The following is a 15,313-nucleotide window of genomic DNA, read 5'->3' on the forward strand; positions in this document are numbered from 1 at the left end:
ACACGGTTCGGCCGCATAGCGCGTTGAATTATCGGCCACCGGCTCCTGAAGCTGTCCTGCCAGCCATCCAGGATGTACATCTGAAGCTCGCTGCTTAAACTAACCCTACATCTGGACCAGTTAGTGCAGGCCACTCAATGCGGGTCGCGTCGCTGCTTCGCCCGTCGGCGATCAGTGCGGAAATGCTATTGAGCGTATTGAATAGAAAATGAGGCTGAAGCTGGTATTGCAGAGCGCGCAGCCCCGCCTCGCGCGCCAGCGCGTTGGCTTCCGCTTCGCGACGTCGCGAACGTTGCAAGGCGTCGTAGTGATGCAAGATCTCATGAATGGCGCAGTATGCGATCAACGCCAGCCAGCAGCCGTCCAAGCCCATAAAAATACGGCGAAACTGATACCCAGGAAGCAGGCCCCAATGAACCGCAACGATCTCGGATAGCGCATTGCTGGTGGCCGAAAAGGTATAGGTGATGAAGAGCAACACCAAGGCACTCGACCATGCGCCGGTTTCGCGACGCCACATCGCGCGCTGCACCAAACTTGTCGGCACGACCCACACAAGGAAGCACGCGGCATAGAAGGCGCGAAACGCGCCAGCGTAGACGTTACCGAGTTCCGGTAGCGCCATCACCCCCATGCATAGGGCGATCGGCAGACTCGCCATCAGCGACGCCCGCATCGGCAGGCCAGTTTGTGAGTCGCGAGAAGGGCTGGCTACCATTGTCTTAGAAAACTCCCCCTTTCCCGAGAGACTGCCCCGGCCAACCTCGCCAGGCATCAGCGCATGCGGTCCATCGTGACGGAATAGAGCATCGCGCTGATTTTCCATCCGTCTTGCGTATGCACCAGCTGCCAGGTTTCGACGCCATGGTTCTGGACCTTGTTGTCTTCCAGGAACTGGTAGTCAAAGTACACCATGCCCACCGTGCCGTCCGTCTCAATACGTACGTTATGAAAGACTTCCTCGATCGGTTTGGGCGCCTTGCTCACAAACTCGGCGAATCCCTCATAGGTTCCCGAAGAGAACTGCTTGAGATTGGCCATTTTGGTGCGCATGAGATCCAACGACGCCTTGTCCAATCCTTGAAGCCAGGAGCCACCCGGCAAAAACATACCACGCAAGGAGGCACCGTCCTTAGCGATGATGGCGGACTTAAAGTGTTCGATGAGCTGTTGTATCTCCGCACGATCCGCAGCGCCTCCAGCAGGCTCCGATGCACGAGCCTGCGGCGGTACCAGCAGTAAAAGGGAAATCGGCAGACATGCCAGTAAATGCTTCATAACACCGGACTCCATCGAGTGGTCGCCCGGACATTAGGCACGGCGAGGAATCCGGCGGCCATCGCTATGAGGCAGGCCGTGCCAAAAATGCGGTGAAATGCTTCAGTCTCTCGAAGTCCGGCTTCCCGAGGGTCTTCGCTCGACGGCTATCTCCTGAGAATGTCCGCCACAAGCTTGGGCTGCATACGGGCCATGACGTCACATCAAACTTCCCCGAGCACCAGTCACCCCATCTAAACAACTGATTTACAAAGATATGTACAAGCCATGCGGTCCGTTTGTACCCATAGCCAGTGCCAATAATCCAATCAGGCGGTAAAAGGTGCGGCCTGTGACGTGATGTCCATCTAAGCTTTTTTCGCTGATGGCGCATCTCAAAACGTGATCGGCGTGCCAACTATCTTTAGCCTGAAAAATCCCAGTTTTCGCGAGTGCCTATGAATCATCCACGCCGCCGCCACTTCTTGAGCCTCGTCGGTATTGCTGCCCTCTTCTGCACGACCGCGCTGTTCGCAAATACGCTCACGAACGATCAGCGCACTCTCGATATAACGCTGGCGCCTGTGCTCAATGCCGACAACACCGCTACCGGCATATCCGTTCATTACGTCCTATCCCCTTCAAAAGAACCGGCAAGCAGGCCAGCCCTGGCGCTCGACACGCTGGCGCCGTCGCTGCTTCGCACGAGCGATCAGGTCACGCAGTTACGCGTGACTGACGACAAGGGCGCCGTTGAACTTGCGCCGCCTGTCGCAAAGCAGACGAACGATGGAAACTTTCAAGTCTGGACTGCAGCACGACCGACAAGCGGATCGCTGCACATTGCCTACGTTGTTCCGGTGGCAGCTGCAAAGCCATCCAAACGCGGCCCGCATATCGATCTGCAGGCCGCTGGTGGCGGCCTTTCCGGCGCGTTCGTAGGCTTCTTGCTGTTGCCTGATAATCGCAGTGAAGCTTTTCGGGTTCATTTGCATTGGCAGTTGCCGTCAGGGCAGATGGCCGTTTCTTCGAACGGCATCGGCGACTTTTCCGGTGTGTTCAACGCCGGCAAATTGGATGACATGCTGTTTCTCGCCGGCCCGGTAAAAACCTATGCGCCGAGCGGCCATAGCGACGGCTTCCATGTTTATGCCTTGGGCTTGCCAGAGGAACAGTTGAAAACCGCGGCCAACTGGACTGCGCGCGCATACGAAGCCGAACGCAAGGCGTTTCGCATACCGCCATCGCAACCGTATCGCTTTCTTATTCGATCGTATGACGGCGGCCCGATCGATAGCGGCCGATCGTCGGACAGCTCTTTCATGCTTTATTTGCCCACCGGCTTCGATGCGGGACGGGTCGAGCTGCATAATCTGGTTGCGCACGAAATGGTGCACAGCTTGATGAAAGATCTTGACGACGCACCAGGCGATGAGGGCGATTGGTACACCGAGGGCACCGCGGATTATTTCTCTGAAATATTGCCCTGGGCGGCCGGGCTTTATACCCCGCGGCAATACCTTGACCTGGTGAATGAAGAGGCCGCCGAGTACTACACCAACGCCTTGCGGGATGTCTCCAACCAGCAGTTGGCCAAGGTGATGTGGTCAGGACGCAACGCGTGGATGCTGCCCTACGCGCGCGGCGCGCTTTATTTCGCCGATCTGGATGCAAAGCTACGGCTACATCATTCCACCTTGACCGTGCTTGATTTGGTCAATGCCACCAGCGAGCGGATCGAACACGGCGCCCCGGCCACGGATGCGACGTGGACTGCGGTACTTAAAGACCAAGTTGGCGCGTGGGCGCTGGCCGATTGGCAGCACATGATGGATGGGCAATTGATCATGCCCGCTGCGGGTGCCTTTGGTACTTGCCTGGCCGGTAGCGCCACCCAAGTCGGCATCTTCGACCTTGGCTTTGCCAAGCCAATACGCGTGATGGCGAATGAAGCAGTTTCGGGCGTCGTCAAAGGTTCAAACGCCGACAAGGCAGGCTTGCGGGACGGCGATGTCATTGCCGAAACCATCGACATCAATCCCATCGCAGGAAGTTTCGTCAGCCTGATTCATATCCCGATTCGGCGGGGCACGTCTCCGCTGATGGTCAGCTACAACCCGCGTTCCGGATCGGTGCCAGGGATGAATTGGCGCCTGTCGGGCGCGGGCGCGGAGCAAAGGTGTCCGCACCAAGGCACCGCCATCGCCGCATCTCGTGACCGGTGATTTAGTTGGCGAGGGCATAAAACCCGACACGAGAGCTCGCCCAGAGCTGACCGAGAACGCCAATGTCAGCCACCGCTTGTCCCCGGTGGGCCGCCTTTGGTCCCCGTATCAAGTCAATCCGGCCCCAAGCAGGTAGTCCGGCGGTCGCTGACCGGTGAATATCTGGATTCAACGACCCAGGGGAGCTGCACGTGCATAGCCGCAACTTGTCCAAACTTCCCAGCGAGACGTTGTCTACCACTACAAGCATCACCCCGGTACTCATCATTGCCCTGCTCTTTGGCATGGCCCACATGCTGACCAACGGGCTATACGGCTTCCATCGGGATGAACTCCAGTTCTTGAGCGACGCCCAGCATCTGGACTGGGGCTTCGTGCCCTACCCACCGCTGACGTCGGCGCTGGAGCATGTGGGGCTCAAGATGTTTGGCCTGTCGCTGGTGGGGCTGCGGCTGTTCTCGGTACTGGCCCAGTGCGTGGTGATTCTGGTCAGCGGCCTGATGGCGCGTGACCTGGGTGGTGGCCGCCTGGCCCAGGTCTTCGCGGCGATCGCCGTTGGGCTGTCACCGGCGCCCATGGGGAATGCCACCATGTTCCAGTACTCATCGTTCGATATGTTGTGGTGGGTGCTTATCGCCTGGAGCGTGATCCGCCTGCTGCGCGATGACGACCAACGCTGGTGGGTGGCGATCGGCGTGTTTGCCGGGCTTGGACTGCAGACGAAGTATTCGATCGCGTTTGAGCTGGCCGGCGTGCTGGCTGGCGTGCTGCTCACCGATGCGCGGCGGTACTTTGCCAGCCGCTGGCTTTGGGCCGGCGCAGGTGTTGCGCTGCTCGTGTTTGCGCCCAACCTCGTCTGGCTCGCCAGGCACGATTTCATTTCCTATCAGTTTCTGCAAAGTATCCACGCGCGCGACGTGAATGAGGGGCGCGCGGATGGCTTCCTGCGCGATCAATTCCTCATCAATGCCAACCTGTTTGCCGCGCCGGTCTGGATCGCAGGCTTGATCGGATACTGCCGGGCGCGCCGCTACCGCATGCTGGCCTGGATGTACATCGTCCCGCTGCTCTTGTTCCTGCTGCTGCGCGGTCGCTTCTACTACGTCAGCGCGGCGTATCCGATGCTGCTGGCCATGGGGTCCGTGATCGGCGAGCGGTGGTTGCTCAGCTTGCGCCCGGTATGGCGGGCGCTGATTTTCAGTGGCGTTGCAGCGATCGGTATCTATGCGGCGCTGATCATCATGCCGATGACGGAAAGCAGCCCACTACGGGACTTCGCGCTGAAAAGGAACAACGATTTGCGCGAGAAAGTCGGCTGGAACGAGCTCGTCGCGCGAGTCGCAGCCATTCGGAATGCGCTGCCCGCCGACCAGCAGGCCGATCTGGGCATCGTGGTGGGCAATTACGGGGAGCAAGGCGCCATCGCTCTGCTCGGGCAGGCCTATGGCCTGCCGGCACCGATCACCATGGTCAATTCGGGATGGCTGCGTGGCTATCCACAGACACCGCCACGCACCGTGATCGTGCTGGGAAGTTCACGCGAGCGCGTCGATGAACTCTTTATCGGCTGCCGCCTCGCGGGCCACTCCGGTAATGCATGGGGTGTCGTCAATGAAGAAAGCGAGGATCACCCCGACATCTTTGTCTGCGGCCCCATGCGCAAGCCATGGAGCGAGCTCTGGAGTCATGGGCCCGAATTTGGGTAATGCACGAGCGGGCACCCGCCGAAATTAACAAAATTTTCCTGGATATCGTGTCGAATTCCAGCGCCGCCATCCGTCATCTTCAGTGAGTAGGGCACTCGCACCACCACCGTCCTGAAGACCCACAAGGGGAGATTTCCCATGGCAAAGCTTGTGTTCGGATTGATGCAGTCGCTGGATGGCTATGTCGACCACATGGAATTAGGCCCGCCTGATCCGGCAGCCTCCCGTTACTTCGTGGAGCAAACGCGCGGTCTGGCCGGCATGCTGTACGGCCGCCGCATGTACGAGGTCATGCGGTATTGGGACCATGATCATCCGAATTGGGACGCGGAGGATCGCGCCTTCGCTGCAATGTGGCAAAGCAAACCGAAGTGGGTGGTGTCGCGCTCGCTGACGTCGGTCGGCCCGAATGCCACGCTTGTCGCCAATGACATCGAGGCGGCAATAAGAGGATTGAAGGCCGACCTCGCCGGGGAGATCGACGTCGCCGGACCAGAGCTGGCGCACAGCCTGGCCGAGCTCGGCCTGATCGATGAGTATCGACTCTACTTCCGCCCCATAGTGCTTGGTCGTGGCACGCCATTCTTCGCCGGCCCGCGGCCACCGCTCCGCTTCGTGGCCAGCGAGTTAATCGGCGAGGACATGATCAGGTTGACGTACGTGCCTGCTTAGCGGCGCGTCGGTCCGATCGACTCACTTGGTTAACGGCAGCACACGCTGGATCAGCAATCTGTATTGCGCATCGACCATGGCCACATTGGGATCATGTCCGGTGTGCGGCACGAGCACGTAGGCCTTTTGTGGTGCATGCAGCGTGTCGAAATAGTGCTTGGTCATTGGCGGCACGGTGTTGAGATCCTCCGCGCCCTGCACAAGGAATACGGGGATGCGAAATTCGCCGCCTAGTGCCGGCAGGTTGATCTGCCAGAACATGCCGTGACCATCCTTGCCCACATACTGCAAATAGGAATAGTCCTCCCCCGCATCTTCTTCCTGCTGCACGGATGTGCCGGTATAAGCTGGCGCAGGCTGCCACCAGTCGGCGGGCGCAGCCGTGCTGGCCGACGCTTCATAGCGACGGGTAATACGCCGCAGCGCACCGAAGCTGTGCGGATCGGTCCAAGGTGGCGCTCCGAGCGCGACAAGCTTCGTAACGCTGCCGGTGTCGCCGATACGGCGCGCCCGATCCAGGGCTTGTCGATACGCCGCCGACGCATTCTGCTCGCCATCCACCAACTGGCTGGATCCCACATAGGCATAGAACAGGTCCGGCCGCGCCATCGCCATATGCACGGCCAATACCGATCCCCACGAACTGCCCATCAAGATAATTTTCTTTTGACCCAGATGCGCGGTGAGGTACTGCGCCAAGGCGATGCCATCCTGACTCATCTGCTCGATGCTCAGCGACGCCTGCGCGCTGCCGGGATTGTGCCCAAAGGTCTTGCCGGCGCCGCGCTGATCCCATTGCACCAGGGTGAACCTGGATTCCCACGATCCGTAGACCTTGGCTGCGAATGGACTCAACGGATTGCCCGGGCCGCCGTGGATAAACAGCACCACGGGGCTGTCGCAGTGCGCGCCATGGATAGTCACCCACTGCTCGATGCCGCCGATCGGCACAAAACCTTCTTCGGCAATTGCAGTGTGGTGGCATAGCGCGGCAGCCGTTGGAAAAGGCGCTTCATTGGTGCCAGCAGATGCCAGTGGCACGCTAGCTAGCGACAGGACCAGTAATGCCGAAGCAATGCGAACAAGGGAAGGGCGGCTCATCGGCAGCTCACAGTGATGGTTCGACGACACAATCAGGGCTGACGCATAAGCTCGTTCAGCTGACTCAGTTGATCCTGATAGCCCTTATAGGTCTTTTGCTGTGCCTCAGACATCTGTGAGCGATCTTTGAAGATCGAATCCATGCCTTTGATGTGCAACTGAAGACCATTGACAACCACGCCGGCGCTGATCCTTGGCATAGGCGGATCAAAAACCATCCATCGGCCGGCAGCAAAAGCCATCTCATAGACTATTGTTTCATCTTCCTCGTGCGATGAGATGGAGCGAACCCCATTTTCTGAGGAGGCCAGGGCGAGCACATGAAATACCACATTGGCGCTTACGCCATGGGCGCCAACATTTACGCTTTCTACGGTGAAGCTCTTCACTATCTCGACAGGGTCAGCCGCAATGTCAACGATCTGCCCCGTAAGGGCCCCGGGATCCTGAAGAAAGGACTTTGCTTCGGCACTTGATGGGCCGAAGGCCGCATCTTTCTGCCTCGCATCTTCACTTCCATCAAATTCACTTTTAAGAAAGTCGCCGAGCACCCGTTTAATCACAGCCTGCTGGTTCTCAGCAGCATTCGGTTCACTTTGTGCATGCACGGAGCCCATGCATGCGCAAGCAAGCGACGCCACTGTAAGTAACCATTTGAAATTTTTCACACCTGTCTTATCAATGAGCAATGTTATATCCGCACTTCGAATGACTCCGAGTAACAAGGGCACCTCATAGTCTCTTGATGACGTAAGACGTGTACTAAAAACCCAACTCAAGCTTTTTTATTTCGTGTACCACCGCTCATCCTGAAATTCCAATGGAACAAGATCGACTCCTGGATTGAAACCTTGCGCTTGCAGGCGACTGAACCATTCATCTCTCAGACTTTCGGGAAGCTTATGCCCGCTCCAAGGGCAGAACGAAATGGCTATGGAGCTTGTTCCGCCATCTAATACTTTGATCCCATATTCACGGAACTTCGGCTTGAAAGTTACCGGTGAATCAGGATCGTCGCAAGCAAGTTTCAACGATTCACAGCAATGTAAAAAGGTGCTCATATATCGATATCTTTGCCGGGAACAGGAGGCTTTGTTGATTCGCCTGTTTGACCGTCCAATGGATCGCAACGGCGACCGTTGCCGTCATATTCCTCGATGTGGGTACGCGCGTAGCCCCACTCGTAGTACCGCCTTTTACCAGATTTGCCGTTCGTTCTGCGCCCCCGCGCCATGCCGTCAAAACCCGGGTCAACCGAAAAAGGAAAATGTACCTACCCTCTTCTCCCCCTGATCCCCGGTACGCTCAATGCTTGCAGAATGCCTTAAGTTACTGAACTAGCAACTCATTTATCGCCCCATCGGGAAGGCCCTTGAGGAAATCGCACTCATAGGCGGCATCCATCGATTTGAGCGGCCGTTTATAGGCAACAAGATACGCAATCGTCTTTTCCATCAACGCATGGTTGCCCTGCTGCTTGGCTACACGGCATAAATGGCTGGCGGCATTAATAACGAAGTGGCCGACGTCCTGGGCGACGCGCAATCCTGTTTCGGCCAAAGCTACGGCTTTGGCTGGATCCGGATTTTCAAACATATAAAAGCCGCTTGCCCCGATCCAGCTCAAAGGATCCTGCGGAAACAAAGCCATAATTTGCGACCAGGTTTTTTCCTGCTCATCGGTATGGCGATAAAGAGAGTGTTGATCGGCCATCCGGTGATACAGGAAAGAGAGATCCTCGCTCCCGTCCGCCGCTTCCATCTGACATTGCAAATAGGCGATCGCGCTGGAATGAGCCGTGGCGAGGCCCGCGCGTCCGTTCTTACGGATCTCGCTTAGCACTCTTCCAACTTCTCGGTAGTTAATAGACATTGACGCAACCATCATCACGGAAGCAAGGTCGCACTTTACGCCAACAAAAAAAGTGCCCTGATTTTTTGAGCCGGACCCCTCTCAATTCAATGATGCGCGCCGGAGCCCAAGCAGCCCTGCTTGAGACTTTCAAACTTCCCAGATGGGAAACAGTTTTGAAACTCTATCTTCGAGTATGGAAAGCCGCCTTGCGCAGATTTCTTTAGCCAATAAAAGGCGCGCCTTTTCACCAGAGGATCACTGCTGTCTGAAAGAATGTTGTACTCATCAAATTGGGACGCCACATCTCCATTTTCAGCAGCAACAAGCGCCCAATATTTCCATTTGGGGTCCATATTTCTTTCATATCTAAAATAGTCACTCAGCTTCGCGGCGGCCAAGGCATCTCCTAGCGCAGCAGCCTTGGACAAGTCGTCCACACTTGACCTCATCTCTACCGGCGCAGCACTCGTGCCAGGAACAGTGTTCATCTGCCCTGCATCAAAAAAGAGAAAGGCAAAACTCAAAATGAAGCTCGTAATCATGACTAATGTCCGCCAAATTGGGCGAAATGTCTGAGACATGAAAGATCGGGTGTTGCCACATTAGCTGCCCCACACCTATCGATCTTGATACCGGCAGCCTCATCATGCCACGCCAGCCTCGCCTCAATCTCACCGGCTTTTCGCAACATGTGGTTCAACGCGGAAATAATCGGCAACCCTGTTTCCCATCCGATCAAAACTATCGACGCTATTTGCGACTGTTGCATGAGGCCGCCAAACAAGAGAAATGCGCGCTCCACACTCCGATATCCACGCACACCTTCAACGACGGCGCGCACTGGAAACCAACCGCTTCCAGGCGGTCATTGAGGCAAAGCTCGGCTGTGTGGTGAAAGTTCGACCACAAGGCAGGTCTAGAAAAGTGTTCTGACCCGTTTGGTCGCAACCCCTTTGGTCGCAGTCAACCAACCCCGTCTTTCAGCGCGAGCTCCACTTTAAGCCCATGCTTTGCCGCGTAAAAATTCAGGCAATCCAGAAGCGCAGTCAGGTCCGTGGATTGATCGTTGAAATAGATCTTCCGTGTCTTCGAGCGTGCCGCAGATGATGGCAACGCCAGGATGTTGTAGGCGGTGACATTGCGGCTGGCTCCAGCGGCACGTACTGGATAGGCCACGATGCGTTGCACGTTCGCCCATGGAATCGACTGGATTTCCTTTCCCCCCAAAAAACGCGCCACACCTTGATCATCCATGACCAGGTCCAATTTGCCGATTAAGAACACCCTTCCCAAGGCCAGCAAAAGCACGGCGACACCAAGGCAGAAAACCACGCCACCCAAGCCTCCGCCCGCCTTGGGTATCACGCAGGCGAAAAAAATCCACAGTCCCGCGAAAAGCATCAGCGCCACGAAACCCGGGATGAAACCTTTGAACTTGAAGCGGTTCCGTGACGCGACACTCATCTGATTCGATCCTCTACTGCTGGCACTGACAATCGCTTTCATCACTAGACGGACCGAACCCGTGATCAGCCTTGGGATCCATGGCTGTACCAACGGCATTGACGGCACCGGTAAGTCCGGAAAAGACATTTGAAGCCGTTCCGCCGACAGCTTCTTCGCCGGCACCGGCGGCAAAAGCCTCGCCGCTCATCAATGGCGCCATGCCTCCCAGGATCGTACCGAAGGCCCAGTCATCATTCCAATCCTTGGCCTTTTTGCAAGGCGGCCGCGTTGCATCATAGAGCAGGTTTCCGGCGACGGTTGATGCGAAACCACTGCCAGCTCCAAGCCCGACGGTGGTGCCAGTAGCAGCAAACATCCCGGCAATGCCTTCACCCGCCCACGTGGCGGCGGCAGCGGACCATTGCGGCGCAAAGAATCCAACCGCTCCACCAATCAAGGCACCGGCCACGGCGCCTTGCCAGCCGCCAGCCTCATACCCGGCGACACCACCCGCTATGCCACCAATGATGGCGGTGACCCATTCCTGCCCATTGGGATCCCGGTACATAACCGGATTGCCATCGCCATAGGCATAGAAGCTGGTCTGCCCACCACCGAATGCGAGCGGATCTTCGCTGATAAACCCTTCCATCATCGGGCTGTAATAACGCGCACGATAGTAATAAAGGCCCGGCGAATCGGCTTCGCGCCCGGTGTATTGATAAGGGTTTGTAAACCCTGTCGTGGTGTCGGTCGGCGTTACATTGCCGTAGGTGTCGTAGCTGTATTGCTGTTTTATCGCACCGTTCGGATCGGTCAGCGCGATCGTGCTGTTGAGTGCGTCGGTCAGGAAATAAGTACGTCCCGTCACATCGTTTCGCGCAAACCGCTCATCCATGCCCGGCCCAATGAGGATCGGGTTAACGCCTGTTCCCTGCATTTCCTGCACGAGATTGGTGCCGTCATATAGAAACTGCGTTGCCGTTCCCTGCACGTTTTTTGCAATGCGGCGACCCATGGCATCGTAGCTATAGCTCAACTGCACATTGCCGTTCTGGCTGACCTGGGTCAGCTGGTTGCGCGCGTTCCATGTGTAGGTATTAGTACCGTCGCTGGTCAGGTTGCCATCGGCGTCATAACTGAGCGCCGCACCATTGAAGCTGGTCTGACGATCGTTGAGGTCGAAACTTGCTGGCTGCGTGGTCGGGGTAGGCAGTGTGTCCGTGGCAAAACTGCCCGTTTTACTGATTCGGCGCCCATCGATGTCATAGCCGTAAACCAGGCTTCCCAACTGTGTGCCATTGCTTTGCGTGTAGGTCAGCCCGGTCAACTCGCTAGCCACATCGTAGCCATAGTTGACGGTGATGCCATTGGGAAGCGTCATGATGGTGCGGCGGCTGTCGGCGTCGTACCCCAGCTGCACCGTTTCATTGCCCTGGCTTATGTTCGTCAGACGATCAGCATTGTCGTACGTATAGTTGGCCACAGCTTGCGACGCGGCAGTCATACTGATGCGCCGGCCATTGGCGTCGTAGGTATAGCTGACGCTGCCCTGCGGACCGCTTGCCGCGAGGACGTGATTGAGGCCGTCGTAGGTCCAGCCCAGAGTGCCGGAGACCGAATCGGCCAAACCCGTCAAGCGGTTGCCGGCGTCATAACTGGCCTGGATACCGGAACCGTCGGCAAAGGACACCAGGCTTCTTCGGTTCAACGCGTCGTAGCTGATGTCGGCAGCCTGTCCTTTGCGGTCCGTGTGAGTGATGACGTGTCCCATGCCGTCATAGGTCCACGACTCGCTTTGATTCATCGCGTCGATGTGTTTGATCAGACGATTGCGGGCATCGTAGGCATATTGGATCACACCGGTGTTGGGCAGCGTGACGGTGAGAATATTGCCGTTGCCGTCGTAAGTGATCGCAGTGGTCTGGTTGAGCGCATCCGTGCTGGAAACGACCCGATCGTTGCTGTCGTATTGGACCAGATTGACATTGCCCATGGGGTCACGCGTGGCGGTGCGGCGCCCAAGCGTGTCCACCGCATAGTTTACGGTGCGGTTCAGCGGATCGGTCACGCTCTGCAGGTCATAACCCTGATAGGAAAACACCGTAGTATTGCCGAGCGCGTCCTGCACCGAGGTCGGTTGGCCGGCGCCATTGCACTGGATGTTGCTGCTATGCCCCAAGGCATCGGTGATTTGCGTAAGGCATCCGTCGGTATAGCTAAAGCTGATGGCATGGCCGAGCGGATCAGTAACCGAAGCGATCTGGTTGTAGAGACTCGTATAGCTGAAATGCGTAGTCACCGCGCTGGACGTTCCCGACAACTGCGTCACCGACAATACATTGCCCGTGGCGTCGTAGGTGTACGCGGTTGTGCGACTCAATGCATCGGTTTTGCTGTCGATCAAACCCGACGGCTCACGTACATAGGTCATCGTTTGCGCCAGCGGCGTGCCGTAAGCATGCGTATCTGAACTGGCGTAGCCACTTACCGGATCGAATGCCACCTGTTCCTGGTTGCCGTTCAGATCCGTGATGGTGGTGGCCGTCACTACATTGCTGCTGTTGATGGTGTAAGCAAACTGGTAGTACGTGCTGTCGGCGTAGGTCTGCTTGGTGACGCGTCCGTTCGCATCGTATTGATTGGTGATCTTGGTATTTCCACGTCGGTCCTGGATGGCCAGCATGCGATTGCTGCTGTCATAGGTGTATTGCTCGGTGGTCTGGTCCGGATAGGTCACCGTGGCCAGGCCACCGGCGCTGTTATAGGCGTAGCCGACGGTGCGGCCGCTGTTGTCCACCGCACTCTTCACCCGGTTACTGCCATCGTAGTTCAAGGTGATTGTGCGACCGCTGGGCGATACGATCTGGTCGACCAGGCCGCCGTTGTAGTTGAACAGTGTCTGGTTGCCATAGCGATCCTGGACCCATTTCAACTGGTTGGGCACGTCGCTTTCGAAGCCGTACTCCGTGCCGTCCTTCATATTCAGCTGCCAGTACTCGCCGATCGGAGTGCCGGTGAAGAACTGCAGCGTGGCGCCGTAGAACGCCGAGTTGGTGGCGGTGTGCTCCCATACATCGCCGGTCAACGGCCAGTTCGTGGAAGTGCCCGTTACCAGGTTGAAGGCAATCGCCTGCCCGCACGGCAAAATGAGCTGCGGGGTGGTGAAGGAACCATCGCTGCTATACAGATGGATATTGAAATTGGCGTTGCCGCCGATGCCGAAGACATGCGAAGTGGTGTCGGCCGAATCATAGGCGCGCGTCAGCTTCAAAGGCAGCACATCGCTGATGGCCAGGTCGTTCCATTCGTGGAAGAACGTGCCCGTCTGCGTATCTACCGGATCGCCTTCGCACTTGTTGTCGTTCTTGACTCCATTACCGCTGCTAGCACTACTCAGCGACACACCGGCACCCATTGCCCACACCAGGGCTACGCCCGGATCGGGAGCAATCTGAGCAGCGTCGCGCGTCACATGGCCGCCGCCGTACATCTGCCAGCCGTCCTTGGCGCTGTAGACCCAGAAGTTGCTGGCCGTATTCGGCTTGTTGTGACCGTAATTCGGATACACCACCCGGATGCCCTTGGCCGCATCCGGCGTCAAGCCCTGCACCACCGCATCGCCAGGCTGGATGGTGAAGTACATCGGAAAGTTGTCGGGAAGCGGGAAGGGAGCATGGTCGACTGGCGTCGGCACGATGGCGATGTGATCAAGAACGTGGCCACTACGGTCCTTGAACACGGCACCGGCCGGAATGTGCAGTTCGAGACCGGGCAACTCCGGATGGCGCAACACTACCTCGCGATTGGTAGGTGTGGGCAGCGTAATCTCGTCACGCGGCAGGATACGTGGCAAGTACATCACGTACGGCATGTGCGTGATGGTTTTCGCTTTCACATCAGCGCCGACCAAGAAGCGGCCGTAATTTAAGTCCCCGTGGCTGGCGGGGCCGCCATCGACAAAGACTTCGTTGCGGCCTGCAGCAAGGCCCTTGAGGATAAACACGCCGTGGGCGTCGGTTTTCACGACCTGGCCGCTGACGCTCACTTCGACATTCGCGACAGGTGTTTCGTCGATCTGACGGATCTGCCCGATCAGAGCCGTAGTGCCCTTTGGAAGGCTCGCTTCGAGTACGTGCGTATCGGGAAGGCTTTGATGATTCGCATATAGACGCCAGTGCGGCCCGGTGTCATTGGGGGCATTGTTCTGACCGGGATAGAAGGCGCCATCGCGCACGAAACCGTGTTCGCGGCAGAGCTGGTCCTTGCTCGCGTCGCACGCAGAAGCCCGCGCACCGCCCGCCATTACATAGAGCGGCGGCTCATTCGATACCGGGACATCCGCAGCTGTAGAGCGCGGTGTCGGCAGCGCTCCCTGCCCGGCCATCACCACGCCCGTGGCTGTCGTATGGGCGGTATCGAAGCCCACGGCCGCATACGGCAACGCCGTACCGTCGGCAGCGCGCAATCCTTTAACGAACAAGGTATAGCGCGAACCCGGATAGAGATCATCCGGCAACTGCACAAACGCCTGGCGGCCTTCGTTGGTGCCGACCACCTGAATCGGCAACGCCCCTTCCGGACCCAGCAAGGTCACGGTCTTGGTGCTGAGCGAGCGCACATCCATGGGCGTGGTGAAGCGCAAGGTCAGCGGGCCTTGGATCGGCGCCGCATGCATGTCCACATCAGGCAGCGCAAGCATGCTTGGGGCAGCCGCGGCCGCGGCGATGCCATGCGACAGCGGGCTGAAACGCGCCTGCGCAGGATCGAAGCGCACCGCACTGGACATCGCCATGCCGCGCACATCCACGCCACCTTCGATACGCACGCTGCCATCGGCTTGCAGCACAGCCAGCGCATCCATGCGCGGCGACTGCACATCGCCCAGCACTGTGGACTGATGCGAGATAGGCGCCCATGCCATGGACTGCGTAGCAGGAGTGCCGTCACTGGACCAGCCGCCGGCCATCAGCAGCCGACCATCACTGAGCACCGTCAGCGTATGGCCTGCGCGCGCCGGCAAACCCAACACGCCGGTAGGCACGAAACGAG

At 57.8% G+C, this 15,313-nt stretch carries 13 protein-coding genes; 3 read left to right on the forward strand and 10 right to left on the reverse strand.

Annotation, left to right across the window (positions count from 1 at the left end):
- Window positions 1-94: 94 nt before the first annotated feature.
- Together IGX34_RS18300 and IGX34_RS18305 are read right to left on the reverse strand one after the other, a co-directional pair.
- On the reverse strand, window positions 95-826 hold the full coding sequence (locus IGX34_RS18300; protein WP_192557189.1) for a histidine kinase: 732 nt from the start codon (window positions 824-826) through the stop codon (window positions 95-97).
- Window positions 775-1,278 carry a Cif family virulence factor gene (locus IGX34_RS18305; protein ID WP_192557190.1) on the reverse strand — a complete coding sequence of 168 codons (504 nt, stop codon included), beginning with the start codon at window positions 1,276-1,278 and terminating at the stop codon, window positions 775-777. The genes IGX34_RS18300 and IGX34_RS18305 overlap by 52 nt, the downstream gene beginning before the upstream one ends.
- 437 nt (window positions 1,279-1,715) lie before the next feature.
- On the opposite strand from IGX34_RS18305, the gene IGX34_RS18310 reads away from it, so the two are divergent.
- The 3 genes from IGX34_RS18310 to IGX34_RS18320 all read left to right on the forward strand — a co-directional run bounded on the left by IGX34_RS18310 (window position 1,716) and on the right by IGX34_RS18320 (window position 5,860).
- The gene (locus IGX34_RS18310) at window positions 1,716-3,482 is read left to right on the forward strand and encodes a M61 metallopeptidase family protein (protein WP_192557191.1); all 1,767 of its coding nucleotides are present in this window, start codon (window positions 1,716-1,718) and stop codon (window positions 3,480-3,482) included.
- Between the two features lie 191 nt (window positions 3,483-3,673).
- Window positions 3,674-5,188, forward strand: a complete 1,515-nt coding sequence (locus tag IGX34_RS18315; RefSeq protein ID WP_338015504.1) for a glycosyltransferase family 39 protein — start codon at window positions 3,674-3,676, stop codon at window positions 5,186-5,188.
- A gap of 138 nt (window positions 5,189-5,326) precedes the next feature.
- Window positions 5,327-5,860, forward strand: coding sequence for a dihydrofolate reductase family protein (locus IGX34_RS18320; protein WP_192557192.1), 534 nt, complete (start codon window positions 5,327-5,329; stop codon window positions 5,858-5,860).
- A 21-nt stretch (window positions 5,861-5,881) separates the two neighbouring features.
- On the opposite strand, the gene IGX34_RS18325 is transcribed toward IGX34_RS18320, so the two are convergent.
- From IGX34_RS18325 to IGX34_RS22160, 8 genes are all read right to left on the reverse strand, one after another.
- Entirely contained in the window at window positions 5,882-6,991 is a 1,110-nt protein-coding gene (locus IGX34_RS18325; RefSeq protein WP_338015505.1) for an alpha/beta hydrolase, read from the reverse strand.
- Window positions 6,992-6,993: 2 nt separating this feature from the next.
- Window positions 6,994-7,629 (reverse strand): hypothetical protein, encoded by a 636-nt coding sequence (locus IGX34_RS18330; RefSeq protein WP_192557193.1) that lies wholly within the window; start codon window positions 7,627-7,629, stop codon window positions 6,994-6,996.
- Between the two features lie 117 nt (window positions 7,630-7,746).
- Window positions 7,747-8,022 (reverse strand): DUF6980 family protein, encoded by a 276-nt coding sequence (locus tag IGX34_RS18335; RefSeq protein WP_192557194.1) that lies wholly within the window; start codon window positions 8,020-8,022, stop codon window positions 7,747-7,749.
- Window positions 8,019-8,195 carry a colicin E3/pyocin S6 family cytotoxin gene (locus IGX34_RS22530; protein ID WP_192557195.1) on the reverse strand — a complete coding sequence of 59 codons (177 nt, stop codon included), beginning with the start codon at window positions 8,193-8,195 and terminating at the stop codon, window positions 8,019-8,021. The genes IGX34_RS18335 and IGX34_RS22530 overlap by 4 nt, the downstream gene beginning before the upstream one ends.
- Before the next feature lie 95 nt (window positions 8,196-8,290).
- Window positions 8,291-8,833 carry a hypothetical protein gene (locus IGX34_RS18345; protein ID WP_192557196.1) on the reverse strand — a complete coding sequence of 181 codons (543 nt, stop codon included), beginning with the start codon at window positions 8,831-8,833 and terminating at the stop codon, window positions 8,291-8,293.
- Between the two features lie 86 nt (window positions 8,834-8,919).
- On the reverse strand, window positions 8,920-9,357 hold the full coding sequence (locus IGX34_RS18350) for a hypothetical protein (RefSeq protein WP_192557197.1): 438 nt from the start codon (window positions 9,355-9,357) through the stop codon (window positions 8,920-8,922).
- Window positions 9,358-9,778: 421 nt separating this feature from the next.
- Window positions 9,779-10,279, reverse strand: a complete 501-nt coding sequence (locus tag IGX34_RS18355) for a hypothetical protein (RefSeq protein WP_192557198.1) — start codon at window positions 10,277-10,279, stop codon at window positions 9,779-9,781.
- A 13-nt stretch (window positions 10,280-10,292) separates the two neighbouring features.
- Window positions 10,293-15,071, reverse strand: a complete 4,779-nt coding sequence (locus tag IGX34_RS22160) for an RHS repeat domain-containing protein (RefSeq protein ID WP_338015506.1) — start codon at window positions 15,069-15,071, stop codon at window positions 10,293-10,295.
- Between the last annotated feature and the right edge of the window lie 242 nt (window positions 15,072-15,313).

This window comes from Dyella acidiphila (assembly GCF_014863405.1).
Classification (GTDB): Bacteria; Pseudomonadota; Gammaproteobacteria; order Xanthomonadales; family Rhodanobacteraceae; genus Dyella_B; species Dyella_B acidiphila.